This is a genomic window from Cellulomonas xiejunii, assembly GCF_024508315.1.
GTDB classification, from domain to species: Bacteria; Actinomycetota; Actinomycetes; order Actinomycetales; family Cellulomonadaceae; genus Cellulomonas; species Cellulomonas xiejunii.
The window spans coordinates 2,057,526-2,075,026 of the sequence record NZ_CP101987.1; the positions used below are offsets into that span (position 1 = coordinate 2,057,526).

At 75.5% G+C, this 17,501-nt stretch carries 18 protein-coding genes and 1 riboswitch; of the genes, 17 read left to right on the forward strand and 1 reads right to left on the reverse strand.

What is annotated here, in order from left to right; genetic code table 11:
* Positions 1-2: 2 nt before the first annotated feature.
* From fmt to NP048_RS09440, 10 genes are all read left to right on the forward strand, one after another.
* Positions 3-983 (forward strand): methionyl-tRNA formyltransferase, encoded by a 981-nt coding sequence (gene fmt / locus NP048_RS09395; RefSeq protein ID WP_227578726.1) that lies wholly within the window; start codon positions 3-5, stop codon positions 981-983.
* A complete protein-coding gene (locus NP048_RS09400) occupies positions 980-2,515 on the forward strand; it encodes an RsmB/NOP family class I SAM-dependent RNA methyltransferase (RefSeq protein WP_227578727.1) in 1,536 nt (511 codons plus the stop codon). The genes fmt and NP048_RS09400 overlap by 4 nt, the downstream gene beginning before the upstream one ends.
* A 44-nt stretch (positions 2,516-2,559) precedes the next feature.
* Positions 2,560-3,231: a ribulose-phosphate 3-epimerase gene (gene rpe / locus NP048_RS09405; RefSeq protein WP_227578728.1), complete on the forward strand. Its 672-nt coding sequence runs from the start codon at positions 2,560-2,562 to the stop codon at positions 3,229-3,231.
* 69 nt (positions 3,232-3,300) lie between these two features.
* A riboswitch (FMN riboswitch) is annotated at positions 3,301-3,434 on the forward strand.
* An 86-nt stretch (positions 3,435-3,520) separates the two neighbouring features.
* The gene (gene ribD, locus NP048_RS09410) at positions 3,521-4,648 is read left to right on the forward strand and encodes a bifunctional diaminohydroxyphosphoribosylaminopyrimidine deaminase/5-amino-6-(5-phosphoribosylamino)uracil reductase RibD (protein ID WP_372456854.1); all 1,128 of its coding nucleotides are present in this window, start codon (positions 3,521-3,523) and stop codon (positions 4,646-4,648) included.
* Positions 4,648-5,262: a riboflavin synthase gene (locus NP048_RS09415; protein WP_227578729.1), complete on the forward strand. Its 615-nt coding sequence runs from the start codon at positions 4,648-4,650 to the stop codon at positions 5,260-5,262. The genes ribD and NP048_RS09415 overlap by 1 nt, the downstream gene beginning before the upstream one ends.
* On the forward strand, positions 5,259-6,632 hold the full coding sequence (gene ribB, locus NP048_RS09420) for a 3,4-dihydroxy-2-butanone-4-phosphate synthase (protein ID WP_227578730.1): 1,374 nt from the start codon (positions 5,259-5,261) through the stop codon (positions 6,630-6,632). The genes NP048_RS09415 and ribB overlap by 4 nt, the downstream gene beginning before the upstream one ends.
* A complete protein-coding gene (gene ribH / locus NP048_RS09425) occupies positions 6,629-7,102 on the forward strand; it encodes a 6,7-dimethyl-8-ribityllumazine synthase (protein ID WP_227578731.1) in 474 nt (157 codons plus the stop codon). The genes ribB and ribH overlap by 4 nt, the downstream gene beginning before the upstream one ends.
* A 46-nt stretch (positions 7,103-7,148) precedes the next feature.
* Positions 7,149-7,412, forward strand: coding sequence for a phosphoribosyl-ATP diphosphatase (locus NP048_RS09430; protein WP_227578732.1), 264 nt, complete (start codon positions 7,149-7,151; stop codon positions 7,410-7,412).
* A gap of 55 nt (positions 7,413-7,467) precedes the next feature.
* On the forward strand, positions 7,468-8,316 hold the full coding sequence (gene hisG, locus NP048_RS09435) for an ATP phosphoribosyltransferase (protein WP_227578733.1): 849 nt from the start codon (positions 7,468-7,470) through the stop codon (positions 8,314-8,316).
* Position 8,317: 1 nt separating this feature from the next.
* A complete protein-coding gene (locus NP048_RS09440; protein ID WP_227578734.1) occupies positions 8,318-8,761 on the forward strand; it encodes a PH domain-containing protein in 444 nt (147 codons plus the stop codon).
* 58 nt (positions 8,762-8,819) lie between these two features.
* Here NP048_RS09440 and NP048_RS09445 read toward each other — a convergent pair whose 3' ends face one another.
* The gene (locus NP048_RS09445) at positions 8,820-9,977 is read right to left on the reverse strand and encodes a DUF3866 family protein (protein WP_227578735.1); all 1,158 of its coding nucleotides are present in this window, start codon (positions 9,975-9,977) and stop codon (positions 8,820-8,822) included.
* Between the two features lie 73 nt (positions 9,978-10,050).
* Here NP048_RS09445 and NP048_RS09450 point away from each other — a divergent pair, with 73 nt between their 5' ends.
* From NP048_RS09450 to NP048_RS09480, 7 genes are all read left to right on the forward strand, one after another.
* The gene (locus NP048_RS09450) at positions 10,051-11,127 is read left to right on the forward strand and encodes a helix-turn-helix transcriptional regulator (RefSeq protein ID WP_227578736.1); all 1,077 of its coding nucleotides are present in this window, start codon (positions 10,051-10,053) and stop codon (positions 11,125-11,127) included.
* Complete coding sequence (locus NP048_RS09455) at positions 11,120-12,106, forward strand: helix-turn-helix transcriptional regulator (RefSeq protein ID WP_227578737.1); 987 nt, start codon at positions 11,120-11,122, stop codon at positions 12,104-12,106. The genes NP048_RS09450 and NP048_RS09455 overlap by 8 nt, the downstream gene beginning before the upstream one ends.
* A 1-nt stretch (position 12,107) precedes the next feature.
* Positions 12,108-12,440, forward strand: coding sequence for a hypothetical protein (locus tag NP048_RS09460; RefSeq protein ID WP_227578738.1), 333 nt, complete (start codon positions 12,108-12,110; stop codon positions 12,438-12,440).
* A 112-nt stretch (positions 12,441-12,552) separates the two neighbouring features.
* Positions 12,553-12,807 (forward strand): Sec-independent protein translocase subunit TatA, encoded by a 255-nt coding sequence (gene tatA, locus NP048_RS09465; protein ID WP_227578739.1) that lies wholly within the window; start codon positions 12,553-12,555, stop codon positions 12,805-12,807.
* Positions 12,808-12,856: 49 nt separating this feature from the next.
* Positions 12,857-13,648 (forward strand): twin-arginine translocase subunit TatC, encoded by a 792-nt coding sequence (gene tatC / locus NP048_RS09470; protein ID WP_227578774.1) that lies wholly within the window; start codon positions 12,857-12,859, stop codon positions 13,646-13,648.
* Positions 13,645-14,559 (forward strand): diacylglycerol/lipid kinase family protein, encoded by a 915-nt coding sequence (locus NP048_RS09475; protein ID WP_227578740.1) that lies wholly within the window; start codon positions 13,645-13,647, stop codon positions 14,557-14,559. The genes tatC and NP048_RS09475 overlap by 4 nt, the downstream gene beginning before the upstream one ends.
* Positions 14,560-14,605: 46 nt before the next feature.
* Positions 14,606-17,476, forward strand: coding sequence for a DEAD/DEAH box helicase (locus NP048_RS09480; RefSeq protein ID WP_227578741.1), 2,871 nt, complete (start codon positions 14,606-14,608; stop codon positions 17,474-17,476).
* The last annotated feature ends 25 nt before the right edge of the window (positions 17,477-17,501 follow it).

Here is a 17,501-nt window from a genome sequence, read left to right on the forward strand (position 1 = left end):
CCATGCGTCTGCTCTTCGCGGGAAGCCCCGCGGCCGCCGTACCGTCCCTCGAGGCCCTCCTGGGGTCCCGCCACGAGGTGGTGGCCGTCCTGACCCGCCCCGACGCACGGGTCGGGCGGGGGCGGACGCTGCAGCCCTCGGCGGTCGCGGCCGTCGCGCGCGACCGCGGCATCCCCGTCCTGACCCCCCGGACCCTGCGGGACCCGGACGCGGTCGCGCAGATCACCGAGCTGCACGTGGACGCGGCGCCCGTCGTGGCCTACGGCGTGCTCGTGCCCGCGGACCTGCTGGAGGTGCCCACGCACGGCTGGGTGAACCTGCACTTCTCCGTCCTGCCCGCCTGGCGCGGGGCGGCGCCCGTCCAGCACGCGATCATGGCGGGGGACGAGGTGACGGGCGCCTCGACGTTCCGCCTCGAGCAGGGCCTGGACACCGGCCCGGTGTACGGCACCCTCACCGAGACGATCCGACCGACCGACACGTCGGGCGACCTCCTGGGGCGCCTGTCGACCGCCGGTGCGCAGCTGCTGGTGCGCACGCTCGACGCGCTCGAGGACGGTCTGCTCGAGGCAGTGCCGCAGGCTGCTGACGGCGTGAGCCACGCTCCGAAGCTCACGACGGCGGACGCGCGGGTCCGGTGGAGCCACCCCGCGCACGCCGTCGACCGCCGGATCCGCGGCTGCACCCCCGCGCCGGGCGCCTGGACGACGCTGCCGGACGGGCAGCGGCTCGGCCTCGGGCCCGTCCGGCCCGTCCCGGACGCGACCGACCTGCTCCCGGGGGAGATCCGGGCGGACAGGCGCGAGGTGCTCGTCGGCACCGGCTCCGGAGCCGTGCGGCTCGGTGACGTCACCCCACCGGGCCGACGTCCGATGCCGGCCGCCGACTGGGCGCGTGGCGCGCGTCCCGCGGCCGGGACGGTCCTGGGCCGTGACGCCCAGGACGCCCAGGACGCCGGTGCAGCGACGGCAGGTGCCCGATGAACCGCGACGAGACGCGCGGGCGGGGCGGCCGCGGGGGCGAAGCACGCCGCGACGCCCGCGGGCGTCAGCGCGGCGAGGCCCGCGTCGAGGGCAGGGCCGCGCGGACCACCGCGGCGCCGGCCCAGCGGGCGCGCGCCGGTGACCCCGCGCGCGGCGCTGCGTACGACACGCTGCGGGCCGTGGCGGGGTCGGACGCCTACGCGAACCTCGTGCTGCCGCCCCTGCTCCGCGAGCGACGCGTCGTCGGACGGGACGCGGCGTTCGCCACCGAGCTGGCCTACGGGACGCTGCGCCTGCAGGGACGCTACGACGCGGTCCTCGCGCAGGCGGCGTCGCGACCGCTCGACCAGGTCGACCCGCCCGTGCTCGACGTGCTGCGGCTCGGTGCGCACCAGCTGCTCGGCATGCGGGTCGCTACCCACGCCGCCGTGTCGGAGACCGTGGGGCTGGCGCGCGAGCGGGTGGGTGCGGGTGCGGCGCAGTTCGTCAACGCGGTCCTGCGCAGGGTGTCCGAGCGGTCGCTCGAGGAGTGGCTGACCCGGATCGGGGACGCCGCGGACCCCCAGGGCGACGACCCGGTGGCGCGGCTCGCGGTCGTGGAGAGCCACCCGGCCTGGGTGGTGCGGGCGATGCGCGAGTCCCTGGTCGGGTCCGGGCGGTCCGCGGACGAGCTGGGGTCGCTGCTGGCCGCGGACAACGCGGCGCCGCGCGTGACGCTCGTCGCGCGCCCGGGGCTCGTGTCGCCCGAGGAGCTCGCGGAGCAGACGGGGGCACGGCCCGCGGGGCTCGCGTCGACCGCCCTGGTGATGGCCGGCGGTGATCCGGGCGACGTCCCGGCTGTGCGCGACGGTCTGGCGGGGGTCCAGGACGAGGGGTCACAGCTCGTGACGTTGGCGTTCGCGGCGGTGCCCGTCGAGGGGAAGGACGAGCGTTGGCTCGACCTGTGCGCGGGCCCGGGCGGCAAGGCGGCGCTCCTGGGTGCGCTGGCCGCGCAGCGGGGCGCGAGACTGGTCGCGAACGAGGTGCAGCCGCACCGCACGCGTCTGGTCGCGCAGGCGCTGCGCGCGGTCCCGCGCGCAGCGGTCGAGGAGGTGCGCACCGGAGACGGACGCCTGGTCGGGGACCAGGAGCCGGGGGCGTACGACCGTGTCCTGCTGGACGCCCCGTGCACGGGGCTGGGTGCCCTGCGTCGGCGTCCGGAGTCGCGGTGGCGCCGCACGCCTGCGGACCTCGCGACGCTGAGCGCGCTGCAGCGCGAGCTCCTGGCGTCGGCGATCGCGGCGGTGCGGCCGGGGGGAGTGGTGGGGTACGTGACGTGCTCACCGCACCTCGCCGAGACGCAGCTGGTCGTCCTGGACGCGGTGCGTGCTGCGGCACGTGCCGGGACGTCGGTCGAGGTCGTGGACGCGACGCCGGTCGTGGCGCAGGTCGCCCCGTCGTGGGAGCCCGTCGCGGGGCGCACGGACGTGCAGCTGTGGCCGCACGTGCACGGTACGGACGCGATGCACCTGACACTGCTGCGGCGCGCCTGACGGTGCGGGCGCGTCCGGGCGCGTCGGCTGGGTAGCGTGGGGACGTGGCTCCCGTGCTGATCAACCCGAGCATCCTGTCCGCCGACTTCGCGAACCTCGAGCGCGACCTGCAGGTGATCGCCTCCGCGGACTACGCGCACGTGGACGTGATGGACCAGCACTTCGTGCCGAACCTGACGATCGGGCTCCCGGTGGTGCGCCGGCTGGCGGAGGTCAGTCCGGTCCCCCTGGACGTGCACCTCATGATCGAGGACGCGGACCGGTGGGCACCGCAGTACGCCGAGGCGGGTGCGGCGTCGGTGACGTTCCACGCGGAGGCGACCCAGGCGCCGGTGCGGCTCGCGCGGGAGCTGCGTGCGGGCGGTGTGCGCGCAGCGGTGGCACTGCGCCCCGCGACGCCCGTCGAGCCGTTCCTGGACCTGCTGGCCGAGGTCGACATGGTGCTGGTGATGACGGTCGAGCCGGGGTTCGGGGGCCAGGCGTTCATCGAGGGCACTCTCGCCAAGGTGCGGCGCACCCGTGCCGCGATCGACGCGTCCGGGGCCGCCACCTGGGTGCAGGTCGACGGCGGGGTGTCGCGCGACACGATCGGGCGCATCGCGCGGGCGGGCGCCAACGTGTTCGTCGCGGGGTCCGCGGTGTACGGGGCGCAGGACGTCGCCGGGGAGATCGCGGCGCTGCGGCACCTCGCGCAGCACCCGACGACCGAGGCCTGACGCGCCGGTTCTCGGCGTGGACGCCGGGCGTCCGGGAATGCGGGCTGTGGCATCATCGTTGGCGAACACACACGTGCTCCGGGGTCGGTGAAAGTCCGAGCCGGCGGTGACAGTCCGCGACCCGTGAGCCCCGCGAGGGGTGAGCGGTTGACCTGGTGGAAGTCCAGGACCGACGGTGAAAGTCCGGATGGGAGGAGACGCGTGCGCGGCGCACCCCAGGTGTGCCGTGCCGGTGCGGCATGCCGCCCGAGCGACCCCGGAGCCTTCGAGGCGACGGAGGTGCAGGGCGATGAGCGCGACGACCGGTGCGACGTGCGTCCCCGACCCCGACCCGGTTGCGCCCGGGGTCGCCCCGCAGGAGCTCGCGGCGATGCGCCGCGCCCTGGAGCTCGCCGCCCGCGGCCCTCGCGGGACGAACCCCCAGGTGGGGTGCGTGCTGCTCGGACCCGACGGCACGACCCTCGGTGAGGGCTGGCACCGGGGCGCAGGGACGCCGCACGCCGAGGTCGCGGCTCTCGCCGACGCCCGCGAGCGCGGCGCCGACGTGCGCGGGGCGACGGCGGTCGTGACCCTCGAGCCGTGCGACCACACGGGCCGCACCGGGCCGTGTTCCGTGGCGCTGCTGGAGGCCGGGGTCGCGCGTGCCGTGATCGCCGTGCCCGACCCGAACCCGGTCGCGGCCGGGGGAGCGGACCGGCTGCGCTCGGCGGGCGTGGACGTCGTCACGGGCGTGCTGGCGCACGAGGGTGCGCGGGTGCTGGGGCCGTGGCTGGCGGCGGTGCGGCGCGGGTGGCCGTTCGTGACGCTGAAGATCGCCACGACGCTCGACGGGCGGGTCGCGGCCCTCGACGGCACGAGCCGCTGGATCACGTCGGACGTGGCGCGGCAGCACGCGCACGCGCACCGGGCGCAGGTCGGGGCGGTCGTCGTGGGGACCGGGACGGCTCTGGTCGACGACCCGTCGCTGACCGCACGCACGGGCGACGGGTCGCTGGTCGAGGAGCAGCCGCTGCGCGTCGTCGTGGGGCAGCGGGACGTGCCGCCGGGTGCGCGGCTGCGCAGCCCGGGCGGCGAGCTCGTGCAGGTCCGCACGCACGACCCCGCGCGGGTCCTGGCCGTGCTGCACGAGCGTGAGGTCCGTCACGTCCTGGTCGAGGGTGGGCCGACGCTCGCGGCCGCGTTCCTGGCGGCGGGTCTCGTCGACGAGGTCCACGCGTACGTGGCGCCCGTCCTGCTGGGTGCCGGTACGGCCGCGATCGGGGACCTCGGCATCACGACGATCTCGGACGCGGTGCGGCTGGTGCCGACCGAGGTCCTGCCGCTGGGGCCCGACGTGCTCGTCGTCGCGACGCCCGAGCACCCACCGCGCGGTACGGCGGACCCGATCGCACGCACGTCCACCGAGAAGGAGAGCTGATGTTCACCGGGATCGTCGAGGAGATGGGCACGGTCGTGGCCCTCGTGCCGGGGGACGGTGACGAGGCCGACGCGCGCCTGCGGGTCCGTGGGCCGCTGGTCACGTCGGACGCGTCGCTGGGGGACTCGATCGCGGTGAGCGGGGTGTGCCTGACCGTGGCCGAGCTGCCGGGTGACGGGACGTTCGTCGCGGACGTCATGCCGGAGACGCTGCGCCGCTCGGCGCTGGGTGACCTCGTCGAGGGGGACGCCGTGAACCTGGAGCGGGCCCTGGCGGTCGGGGGCCGGTACGGCGGCCACGTCGTGCAGGGCCACGTCGACGGCGTGGGCGAGGTCCGGTCGCGCCGCCCGGGGCCGCGGTGGGACGACATCGAGATCGCGTTGGACCCGTCGCTCGCGCGCTACGTCGCGGAGAAGGGCTCGATCACGGTGCAGGGCGTGTCCCTCACGGTGACGCACGTGGGCGACGACGTGTTCGGGGTCTCGCTGATTCCCACGACGCTGCAGGTCACGACCCTGGGTGAGCTTGCTCCCGGGGCGCGGGTGAACCTCGAGGTGGACGTGCTCGCGAAGTACACCGAACGGCTCCTGACCACCGCGGGGGTGACCCGGTGAGCGCGGAGATCCGGCTGGGGACGGTCGAGGAGGCCCTCGAGGCGCTGCGCGCGGGGCGTCCGGTGCTGGTGTCCGACTCGGAGGACCGCGAGAACGAGGCCGACGTGGTGCTCGCGGCGCAGTCCGCCACGCCCGAGTGGGTGGCCTGGACGATCCGGCACTCGTCGGGCTACCTGTGCGCCCCGATGCCGGCCGCGCGGGCGGACGCGCTCGACCTGCCGCTGATGGTGCCGCACAGCCAGGACCCGCGGCGCACGGCGTACACCGTGACGGTCGACGCCGCGACGGGCGTGTCCACAGGCATCTCGGCCGCCGACCGGGCGCGCACGCTGCGTGTGCTGGCGGACCCGGCGGCGGGGCACAACGACCTGATCCGCCCGGGGCACGTCCTGCCGCTGCGTGCCGTCCCCGGGGGCGTGCTGCACCGGGCGGGGCACACCGAGGCGGCGGTCGACCTGTGCCGTCTGGCGGGTCTGGAGCCCGTGGCCGGGATCGCCGAGCTCGTGCGGGACGACGGGCAGATGGTCCGGCTGCCGGAGGCCTCGCGCATCGCGGCCGAGGCCGGGCTGGTGCTGCTGACGATCGCCGACCTGCGCGCGTGGCGTGCGGAGAACGACCCCCTGGAGCCCGCGGCCCCGGCCGACCTGGGCACGGCACCGCGCGTGCACCCGACGCACACGGCGTACCTGCCGACGCGTCACGGCGACTTCCGCATCCACGGGTTCCGCGACCTGCGCACGGGGGACGAGCACGTCGCGCTCGTGTCGACCGCGGGGCTCGTCGACGAGCCGACGGTGCGGGTGCACTCGGAGTGCCTCACGGGCGACGCGTTCGGATCGGCGCGCTGCGACTGCGGCCCGCAGCTCGACGCGGCGCTCGAGATCGCGGCCGCGGAGGGTGGGGCCGTGGTGTACCTGCGCGGACACGAGGGCCGGGGCATCGGTCTGCTCGCGAAGGTCGCCGCGTACGCGTTGCAGGACGACGGCCGCGACACCATCGAGGCCAACATCGACCTGGGGTGGCCCGCGGACCGGCGTGAGTACGGCGCGGCAGCGGCGATCCTCGCGGACCTGGGCGTGCGCCGGGTGCGGTTACTGACCAACAACCCCGCCAAGGTCGCGGGCCTGCGCGCGCACGGCATCGACGTGACCGAGGTCCGTGGCATCGAGGTCGGTCGCACCCCGCACAACGAGGCGTACCTGCGCACCAAGGCCACCAGCATGGGCCACGCACTGCACCTCGACGGCGGCGCGTCCGGCACACCGCGTGTCGAGCCGGCCGTGCACGTGGCGCCCGTCATCGCCGGCCCCGCACCCGCGGGCGCCGACACCACCGACCACACGTTCGACCCTCTGGAGGATCTGGCATGAGCGGCGCAGGCGCACCCACCCTGGACCTGGACGGCCGCGGCCTGCGGGTCGTCGTCGTGGCGGCAAGCTGGCACACCGAGGTGATGGACGGCCTGGTGGCCGGTGCGCAGCGCGCCCTGGCCGAGGCCGGGGTCGAGGACGTCACGACGGTCCGCGTCCCCGGCTCGTTCGAGCTGCCCGTCGCAGCGCAGCGCGCGGCCGGCACGGCCGACGCGGTCGTCGCGCTCGGTGTGGTGATCCGGGGCGGGACGCCGCACTTCGACTTCGTGTGCCAGGCCGCCACGTGGGGTCTGACGCAGGTCGCCCTGCGCACCGGTGTGCCGGTGGGCTTCGGTGTCCTGACGTGCGACGACGAGCAGCAGGCGCTCGACCGTGCGGGGCTGCCCGGCTCGCACGAGGACAAGGGTGCGGAGGCGGCGCAGGCGGCGGTCGCGACCGCCCTGACGCTGCGCACCTGGGGGGACGCGTGAGCGACGCGTGTGCGCGACGGGTCGGACGGGCGTCTAGGCTCGGCGCGTGAAGTCGTTCGAGGAGCTGTTCGCCGAGCTGTCCCACAAGGCTGCCACCCGCCCCGCGGGGTCCGGCACGGTCGCCGAGCTCGACGCGGGTGTCCATGCCATCGGCAAGAAGGTCGTCGAGGAGGCCGCCGAGGTCTGGATGGCCGCCGAGCACGAGACCGACGAGCGCGCCGCCGAGGAGATCTCGCAGCTGCTGTACCACCTGCAGGTGCTCATGCTCGCCAAGGGCCTGACGCTGCAGGACGTGTACACGCACCTGTGACGGCACCGCCGACCGTCACGCCCCCGACCGCCACCACCGAACCACCGAGGACACCGTGCTGAGGATCGCCGTCCCCAACAAGGGCTCCCTGTCGGAGCCCGCCTGCGACATGCTGCGTGAGGCGGGCTACCGCCAGCGCCGCGACTCCCGTGAGCTGGTCCTGCCGGACCCGGACAACGACGTGGAGTTCTTCTTCCTGCGTCCGCGCGACGTCGCCGTGTACGTCGGTGCGGGGACCGTCGACGTCGGGATCACGGGCCGGGACCTGCTCATCGACTCCGCGTCGTCGGCGGTCGAGCACCTGCCCCTGGGGTTCGCGCGCTCCACGTTCCGGTTCGCCGGCACCGCCGGGCGCCTGACCGACGCCCGGCAGGTCGCCGGGCTGCGCGTCGCCACGTCGTACGCCGAGCTCGTCGGTGCGTACCTGCGCGAGCGAGGCATCGAGCCGGCGGCCGTCGTGCGGCTCGACGGAGCGGTGGAGTCGGCCATCCAGCTCGGCGTCGCGGACGTCATCGCCGACGTCGTCGAGACCGGGTCGACGCTGCGCGCCGCCGGGCTCGAGGTGTTCGGCGAGCCGATCCTGCGCTCCGAGGCCGTCCTGGTGCGCCGCGCCGACGTCGACCAGCCCGCCGGCCTCGACATCCTGACGCGGCGGCTGCAGGGCGTGCTCACGGCCCGCGAGTACGTCCTCATGGACTACGACGTGCCGCTGGAGCTCGTCGAGGCGGCCGTGGCCATCACCCCGGGCCTGGAGTCGCCGACGGTGTCACCGCTGCACAACGGCCAGTGGGCCGCCGTGCGCGCCATGGTGCCGCGCAGCCAGACCAACCGCGTCATGGACTCCCTGTACGACGTCGGCGCACGCGCGATCCTCGTCACCTCGATCCTGGCGTGCCGGATCTGACATGACGGCCGACGACGACCTCGCCGCCCCGTTCCGACCCCGCCTCGCACGGGTCGTGTCGCTCGCCGTGGCGGCGGCGGTCGTCGTGCTGACGCTCGTGCTGGTCGCGACGATGCCGGGCCTGGCGACGCTCGACCAGATCGGCTTCGTGCTGTTCGCCCTGGCGATCGCCTGGTTCTGCTGGCGGCAGGCGTCGGTGAGCGCCGTCCCGGACGACACCGGCCTGCGCGTGCGCAACCTGCTGATCACCACGCACGTCGCGTGGGCGCAGGTGGTCTCCGTGCGGTTCGGTCAGGGGCGCCCCTGGGTCCAGCTGGACCTGGCCGACGGCGACACCATCGCCGTCATGGGCGTGCAGCGCTCCGACGGGGAGCGCGCCGAGCGTGAGGCGCGTCGGCTCGCGACCCTCGTCGCCCGACGCACGGCGACCGCCGCCGACGACTGACGGCAAACGCACGACCAGCGGCGGGCACGAGCCGCGACGCGACCCCACCGGGGGCGCGTCAGGCGACCGTGATGGCGTGCACGCCCGCGACCGCGGCCGCGAGGAAGGCCGCGGGGTCGGCGTCGAGGCCTCGCCCCATGGTCGACAGCCGCACCGGGCAGCTCCGCAGCGCGTCGAGCAGGTCCGTCCCGGCGGCCTCGGCCACGGCCGCGTGGCGTCCCTGCGGCACCGCGAGCGCGGCGGCCTGACCGGCGACGCGGTCCGCGAGCGCGGTCCACGCCGCGGGCTCCGGGTCGGCCGTGAGGTCCCGCGGCGTGCCGGGCAGGTCGCGGGAGAACACCGGGACGACCACGTCGGCGGGGGACAGCGCGACCCGGCCGTACGCCGTCAAGGAGTGGTGCGACACGCCCAGGTGACGCTCGCGCGCGTCGGCCCCGGACACCCGCAGGGACGCGACGGGGCGCCCCCCGAGCACGCCGGCGGCGTTGAGGGCCTCACCGGCCGCGACGCCGGAGAAGCCCCATCGTGTGCCGGTGCCCAGGTTCCCCGGGCCCTGCGCCACCACCACGAGGTCCGCGCCGACGACGTGCCGCGCGGCGAGCAGCCCGGTGTGGACCGTGACGGCCTCGAGGTCGCCGCCGAACGCCTGACCCGTCGTCACGCACGCCGCGATCCACCCGGCGGTGCGCAGGCCGTCCACGGCGCGCGAGAACCACGCGGGCAGCGCACCCCCGTCGGTCATGACGTACGCGACGCGTGGTGCTTCCCGTCCCAGCCGCTCGGCCGCGGCGCGGGCGCCGGCGATCACCGCGGGCAGCGCCGAGTGCAGGTCCGCGACGACCACGGGCAGCCCCGCGAGGTCGTCGGCGTCACGCAGGACGTCGTGGTGCGGCGACTCCTGGTCGTCCACGCCCAGCACCATCGCCTGCAGGGGGGTGTAGCGCGCCTTGACCAGGTGGCCCGGGCCGGGCAGCGGGTCGGGCACCAGCGCGTCGGTGCGTGCCACGACGAGCGCGTACCCCCCGGTCCCCAGCCCTCGCAGCAACGCGGTGGCGTTGAGGAGCACGTGCGCACCCGGGACCACCTCGCCCACCAGGTGCGGGTACGACAGCGCCCGGACCGTGCGGTCCTCGCCGTCGAGCGCCACCGTCGACTCGCAGGCACCGTCCCACCGGGCCCGGCACTCCGTCACCACTCCCGCACGCCACGCGATCACGCGCCCACGCTACCGGCGTGCCGTGCGCCGTCCGCGCCCGCGAGCGCGCCCGCGACGACTACCGTGGTGCTCGATGCCTCCCGCGATCCCGCCCGCCGAGCGCCTGCTCAACCTCGTCATCGCCCTGGTGAACACTCCGGGCCGCATGACGAAGGAGCAGGTGCGCACCTCCGTCGCCGGGTACAGGGACGCCCGTTCGGACGAGGCCTTCGAGCGGATGTTCGAGCGCGACAAGGACACCCTGCGTGAGCTGGGGATCCCGGTCCTGACGGTGACGCACGCCGGGCACGGTGACGACATCGGGTACCGCATCGACACGGCGAGCTGGTCGCTGCCCCCGATCGAGCTGACCGCCGCCGAGCTGGGCGTCCTGGCACTCGCGGCGCAGGTGTGGCAGGACCAGTCGTTGCGTGCGGACTCGACGCGCGCCCTGACCAAGCTCCGCGCGGTGGGTGAGGCCCCCCAGGCGCACGACCTCGTGGCCGGTCTGGCCCCGCGCGTGCGGGCCGGGGGCGACGCCTTCGCCCCGCTGGTGGACGCCGTGCAGAACCGGCAGGCCGTCCGGTTCACGTACCACGCGGCGACGACCGGTGAGGTGCGCGAGCGGCGCGTCGAGCCGTGGAAGCTGCTGGCCCGTCGCGGGGGGTGGGTGCTGCTGGCGCGGGACCGCGACCGCGACGCGAGCCGGTCGTTCCGGCTCAGCCGCATCCGCGGTGCCGTCCGGCCCCTGGGCGGTCCGGGCGGGTTCGACGCGCCGACCGCGCAGGAGCTCGCGGACGCGTCGCACGCATGGATGGGCGACGGGCCGGAGCGCACGGCACTGCTCGCGGTGACCCCGCACCGGGCGGAGGCGTTGCGGGCACGTGCCACGCCCGCCCCGGCGGACCGCCCGCTGCCCCCCGGTGCCGACCACGTCCTGGACGGCCGTGAGCTGGTGGCGGTGCCCTACCGCCTCGACTGGGAGCTGGCCGAGGAGGTCGTCGCCTACGGCGACGCCGTGGTCGTCCTCGACCCGCCGCAGGTGCGTGACGCGGTCGTCGGGATGCTGCGCGTCGCGGCGACGCTGGACGCGCTGCGGCCACCGGGCACCGACGCGGCCGGCCCCACGGGTCGGCGCGACCCCCACGTCGAGGAGGCGCGAGGTGCCTGAGCGCGCGAGCGACCGCCTGGTGCGGATGCTCGGGATGATCGCCTACCTCGAGCGGCACGAGGACGTCCCCGTGGACCAGGTCGCGGCCCAGTTCGGCGTCACGCCCGAGCAGGTCATGGCCGACGTCGACACGCTGTGGGTCACCGGCACGCCCGGGTACCTGCCCGACGACCTCATCGACTTCGACGCCTCGTCGTACGAGCAGGGCGTCGTGCGGCTCACGGAGGGCCGTGGCGTCACGCGGCCCCTGCGGCTCGGGCCGCGGGAGGGTGTCGCGCTGCTCGCGGCGCTGCGGTCGCTCACGGCGCTGCGCCCGGCACTCGACGCGGAGCGCGCCGCGGCGCTCGACTCGGTGCTCGCCAAGGTGCAGGCCGCGACCGGTGACGCGGCCGCCGGCGCGCCGGTCGACGTGGAGCTCCAGGTCGGCGCTGTGCCCGCCGTCGCCGCCGCGATCGGGACCGCCCTGACGGGTCGTCGTCGCCTGCGTCTGCGGTACGTCGACGCGTCCGACGTCCTGACCGAGCGCGAGGTCGACCCCGTCCGGCTGGTCACGGCGGACGAGCACTCCTACCTGCTGGCGTGGTCGCTGGCCGCGGACGCCGAGCGCAAGTTCCGCGTCGACCGGATCGTCGAGGCGACCGTCCTGGACGCACCGGCGGACGAGCACCCGCTCGCCGACGACGACGTCGACTTCCAGCCCGACGCGTCCGGTGAGCTCGTCACGGTCAGGCTGGCCGGGCGGGCACGGTGGGTCGCCGAGACCGTGCCCGTCGAGCGCACGCGTGAGCTGCCGGACGGGGCCTTCGAGGTCGACCTGCGCGTCGTGCAGCCCGCGTGGCTGCGGCACCTGCTCCTGCAGGTCGCCGACGAGGTCCTCGAGGTCCGCCCGTCGCACGTGGCGCGGGACACCGCCGCCGCGGCGCGCGCGGCGCTCGAGGCGTACGGCCCGCTGCTCGGCACGACGACGGGGGAGGCCTGAGGTGCTCTGGTTCACGGTCTGGACGGTCCTGGTGCTGGCGACCCTCGCCGGGGCGTTCCTGGTGGGGCGGCGGCTCTGGCGCTCGGCGGTCGCGCTCGGGCACGAGCTGGTCCGCGCCGGTGACGTCGCCGAGCAGCTCGCGCAGCGCGCCGCCGAGCTCGAGGAGCAGGCACGTGCGGCCCACGTGGAGCTGCGCCCGGCACTGGGTGGCGACGCCGACGCGCTGCGGGCCCGTGTCGAGCAGCTGCGCGCCGAGCGGCGTGAGCGACGCGCACGGCGACGCGACAGGCACCGCGCGAGCGTCGCGGACGCGTCCGCGCGCTGGCTCGGGTGACGTCGGCGGACCCAGCGTCGGCGCCCGTCCACGAGGACAGGTGCATCGGCACGCCTGAGCGACGACATAGACTCGCGGGCGCAGGAACACACCGGATCACAGAGGGGTCGTCATGGGCAGGAACATCAGTGCCTGGCACGTGATCATCGTCCTGGTGGTGGTCCTGCTGCTGTTCGGGGCGAACCGCCTGCCGGGGCTGGCCAAGAGCATCGGCCAGTCCATGAAGATCTTCAAGAACGAGGTCAAGGACCTCACCGACGACGACAAGCGGCACGACCCCGCTGCCGGCCCGGACCCGGTGGCCGGACCCGGGACCGACGTGCCGCCGCCGCCCCCGGCCGGGCCGCCCGCCCCGCCGCGTCCCTGAACCGCCCGTGAGCCGGAGACCCCGGCGCGGCGCCGAGCCCGACGGCCGCATGCCGTTGCGTGAGCACCTGCGCGAGCTGCGCCGACGAATCGTGCTCGTCGCGCTGGGGCTGCTCGTCGGCGGCGTCGGCGGCTGGCTGCTGTACGAGCCGGTCTTCGACATCCTCCAGCAGCCGGTCCTCGACATCGCCGACGAACGCGGCCGGCAGGTGGCCCTGAACTTCCAGGGCGTGGCCACCGCGTTCGACATGCAGGTGAAGGTCTCGTTGTTCCTCGGCGTGCTCCTCACCGCCCCGTGGTGGATCTACCAGCTGTGGGCGTTCATCACCCCGGGTCTGACGTCCAAGGAGCGCCGGTACGCCGTCGGGTTCCTCGCCGTCGCGGTCCCGCTGTTCCTCGCCGGTGCGGCACTCGCGTGGTGGGCCCTGCCCAACGCGGTGCACCTGTTCGCGGACTTCGTCCCACCCGAGACCACCAACTGGGTCGACGCGCAGCTGTACCTGAGCTTCGTCATGCGCGTCGTCCTGGCGTTCGGCGTCGGGTTCCTGCTGCCCGTCGTCATGGTGGCGCTCAACCTGGTCGGCCTGGTGCGCGCCCGCACGTGGCTCGCGGGCTGGCGCTGGGCGGTGCTCGTCGCGTTCGTGTTCGCCGCCATCGCGACCCCCACACCCGACGCAATGACGATGCTGGCCGTCGCCATCCCGATGTGCCTGCTCTTCTTCGCCGCCCTCGGCGTGTGCGTGCTGCACGACCGACGGCTCGACCGCAAGCTCGTCGCCCAGGGCCTGCCGCGGCTCGACGGCACGATGGCCGACGACGACACCGCACCGGGCACCGCATGAGCACCGTCGGTCTCGTCGTCAACCCGGTCGCCGGCACGGGACACGGCAGCAGCGTCGGACGCCGCACCCACCGTCTCCTGCGGCGTGCCGGCCACGACGTGCACGACCTGTCCGCGCCCACGCTCGCCCTGGCGACGGACCGCGCGCGCGAGGCGGCGACCGCCGGTCTGGACGCCCTGGTCGTGGTCGGCGGCGACGGCATGGTGCACCTGGGCGTCGGTGTCGTCGCGGGTACCGACCTGCCGCTCGGCATCGTCGCGGTCGGCACCGGCAACGACGTCGCGCGGTCGTTCGGTCTGCCCCGCGGCGACGTCGACCGCGCCGTCGCGGTGGTCGACCGGGCGCTGCGCGCCGGGCCGCGCCGTGTCGATGCCGTCCGCGCGGGCCCACCCGACGGGGACTCGCCACGGTGGTACGCCGGTGTCCTGTCCTGCGGTCTGGACGCCGCTGTCAACGCGCGCGCGAACGCCCTGACGTGGCCGCACGGGCACGCCCGCTACCTGCGCGCCCTGGTGCCCGAGCTCGCGGCGTTCCGCCCCTACGGCTACCGCGTCCAGGTCGACGACACCACGTGGGAGTCCGCCGGCACCCTGGTCGCCGTGGCCAACACCCCGTGGTTCGGCGGTGGCCTGCCGATCGCCCCCGACGCCGTCCCCGACGACGGCCTGCTCGACGTCGTGCTCGCCGGCCCGTTCTCACGCCGGGAGGCCGTCGGGATCTTCCCGCGCATCTACCGCGGGCGGCACGTCGACGACCCGCGGGTGCGCGTCCTGCGCGGGCGCCGGGTCCTCGTCGAGCCCGCGCCCGACCTGGGCCCCGCACCACCTGCCGCCTTCGCGGACGGCGAGCGCCTCGGTGGCCTGCCCCTGCTGGTCGAGGTGGTACCGGGGGCGCTCCTCCTGCTCGGGTAGCGACGTGCCGCGCGCCCGGGGGACCCCACGTGCCTAGGGTTGCCCCGTGCCCTCACGTCGCCGCAGCACCCCACGCGTCGCGCCCGACACGCTCGAGCCGAACCGCCCGTCCTCCCCACCCGAGCCGTCACCGGCCGAGCGCTACGCCGCGTCCCGGCGTCGCGCCGCCGCCGACCGCGGCCGGCTCGCGGAGTTCCGGGCGCGGCTCGACTTCCCGCTCGACGACTTCCAGGTCGAGGCGTGCGCCGCCCTGGAACGCGGTAGCGGCGTCCTCGTCGCCGCACCCACCGGGGCCGGCAAGACGGTCGTCGGGGAGTTCGCCGTCCACCTGGCACTCGCGGCCGGACGCAAGGCGTTCTACACGACACCCATCAAGGCGCTGTCCAACCAGAAGTACGCCGACCTGGCCCGGCTGCACGGCACCGAGCGCGTCGGGCTGCTGACCGGCGACACCACCGTCAACGGTGACGCCGACGTGGTCGTCATGACCACCGAGGTGCTGCGCAACATGCTGTACGCCGGCTCGGCGGCGCTCGACGGCCTCGGGTACGTCGTCATGGACGAGGTCCACTACCTCGCGGACAGGTTCCGCGGGCCCGTGTGGGAAGAGGTGATCATCCACCTGCCCGACGACGTCCAGCTGGTCTCGTTGTCCGCGACGGTGTCCAACGCGGAGGAGTTCGGCGACTGGCTCGCCACCGTGCGGGGCGACACCACCGTCGTCGTCAGCGAGCACCGTCCCGTCCCGCTGGGGCAGCACGTCCTGGTGGGCGACCGGCTCCTCGATCTGTACGCCGGGCACGTCGACCCCACCGCGCCGGGCGTCGACCCGCCCATCAACCCTGACCTCACCCACCTGCTGCGGCGTCAACCGCCGGGGGAGCGGGAGCGCCGCGGGCCACGCGACCGGGGGGACCGCGGGCGCGGCGGCCACCGGCCCGGCACGGGAGTGCGCCCCGCGCCGCGGTTCGTGGTCGTCGACGAGCTCGACCAGGCCGGGCTCCTGCCTGCCATCGTCTTCATCTTCTCCCGCCTCGGCTGCGAGTCCGCGGTGCAGCAGTGCCTGACCGCCGGCGTGCGCCTGACCACCCCGGCGGAGCGGGCCGACATCCGGCGCGTCGCCGAGGAGCGGTGCGCGGCCATCCCGCCGGAGGACCTCGAGATCCTCGGCTACGACGCGTTCGTCGAGGGTCTCGTGCGGGGCGTCGCCGCACACCACGCAGGCATGCTGCCGCTGTTCAAGGAGACGGTGGAGGACCTGTTCTCCCGGGGCTGGGTCAAGGTCGTGTTCGCCACCGAGACCCTCGCGCTGGGCATCAACATGCCCGCCCGGTCGGTCGTGCTCGAGAAGCTCGTGAAGTGGGACGGCAGCTCGCACGTCGACGTCACACCGGGGGAGTACACCCAGCTCACCGGGCGGGCGGGCCGCCGCGGCATCGACACCGAGGGGCACGCCGTCGTCGTCGCGCACGGCGCCCTCGACCCCGTGCAGCTCGCCGGGCTCGCGTCACGGCGGCTGTACCCGCTGCGCTCGTCCTTCCGCCCCACGTACAACATGGCCGTCAACCTCGTCGCGCAGGTCGGGCGCGAGCGGGCCCGCGACGTCCTCGAGACGTCCTTCGCGCAGTTCCAGGCGGACCGCGGCGTGGTGGGACTGGCACGCCAGGCGCAGACGCACGCCGAGGCGCTGGAGGGCTACGCCGAGGCGATGTCGTGCCACCTCGGCGACTTCGGCCAGTACATGGACCTGCGCCGGGCGATCACCGACCGCGAGCGCGGCCTGGCGAAGGCCCAGGCCGCGACGCGGCGCGCCGACGTCGCGCGCACGCTCGAGGGCCTGCGCGTCGGTGACGTCGTGGAGATCCCCGCCGGACGGCGCGTCGAGCACGCAGTCGTCGTCGACCCCGGCGGCAAGGGCGGGTTCGACGGGCCGCGGCCGACCGTCCTGACCACGGACCGGCAGGTCCGCCGCCTGACCGTCGCGGACGTGGGGACCGGCCTGCGCACCGTCGGTCGGCTCAAGGTCCCGGGTCGGTTCGAGGTCCGGGCGCCCGCCGCCCGGCGCGACCTGGCGGCGCGGCTGCGGTCCCGGCTCGACGAGCTCGACCTCGCCCCGGCACCCGCGCGCGCTGCCGGCCGGCGCGCGGAGCGCAGGTCGGCAGCCGCCGACGACGCCGAGCTCGAGTCGCTGCGTCGCGAGCTGCGCGCGCACCCGTGCCACCGCTGCCCCGAGCGGGAGGACCACGCGCGGTGGGCCGAGCGCTGGGCACGGCTGCGGGACGAGCACGCCGCACTGGTGCGACGGATCGCCGGGCGCACCGGCTCGATCGCGGCCGTGTTCGACCGCATCTGCGACGTGCTGTGCACCCTCGGGTACCTCACGACGGACGAGTTCGGCGCCCTGCAGGTCACCCCGGACGGCGGCTGGTTGCGCCGCCTGTACGCGGAGAACGACCTGGTGCTGGCGGAGTGCCTGCGCCGTGGCGTGTGGGACGAGCTCGACGCGCCCGGGCTCGCCGCGGCGGTCTCCACGATCGTGTACCGGTCGCGTCGGGACGACGCCGCGGAGGCGCGCGTCCCGGGAGGTCCGGACAGCCGCCTCGGTCGCGCGCTCGACGCCGCGGTCCGGGCGTGGTCCCAGCTCGAGGACCTCGAGCACGACGCGCGGCTCGAGACCATCCAGCCGCTCGACATGGGCCTGGTCGAACCGATCCACCGGTGGGCGGCCGGTCGCAGCCTGGACGCCGTGCTGCGTGGGTCGGACCTCGCTGCGGGGGACTTCGTGCGCTGGTGCAAGCAGGTGATCGACGTCCTCGACCAGATCTCGGGCGCCGCGCCCACGGCCCGCCTACGTACCACGGCGGACCGCGCGGTGACCGCTCTGCGCCGCGGCGTGGTGGCGTACTCGGCCGTCTGACCGCGGGCGGGTCGGACGCCTGTCC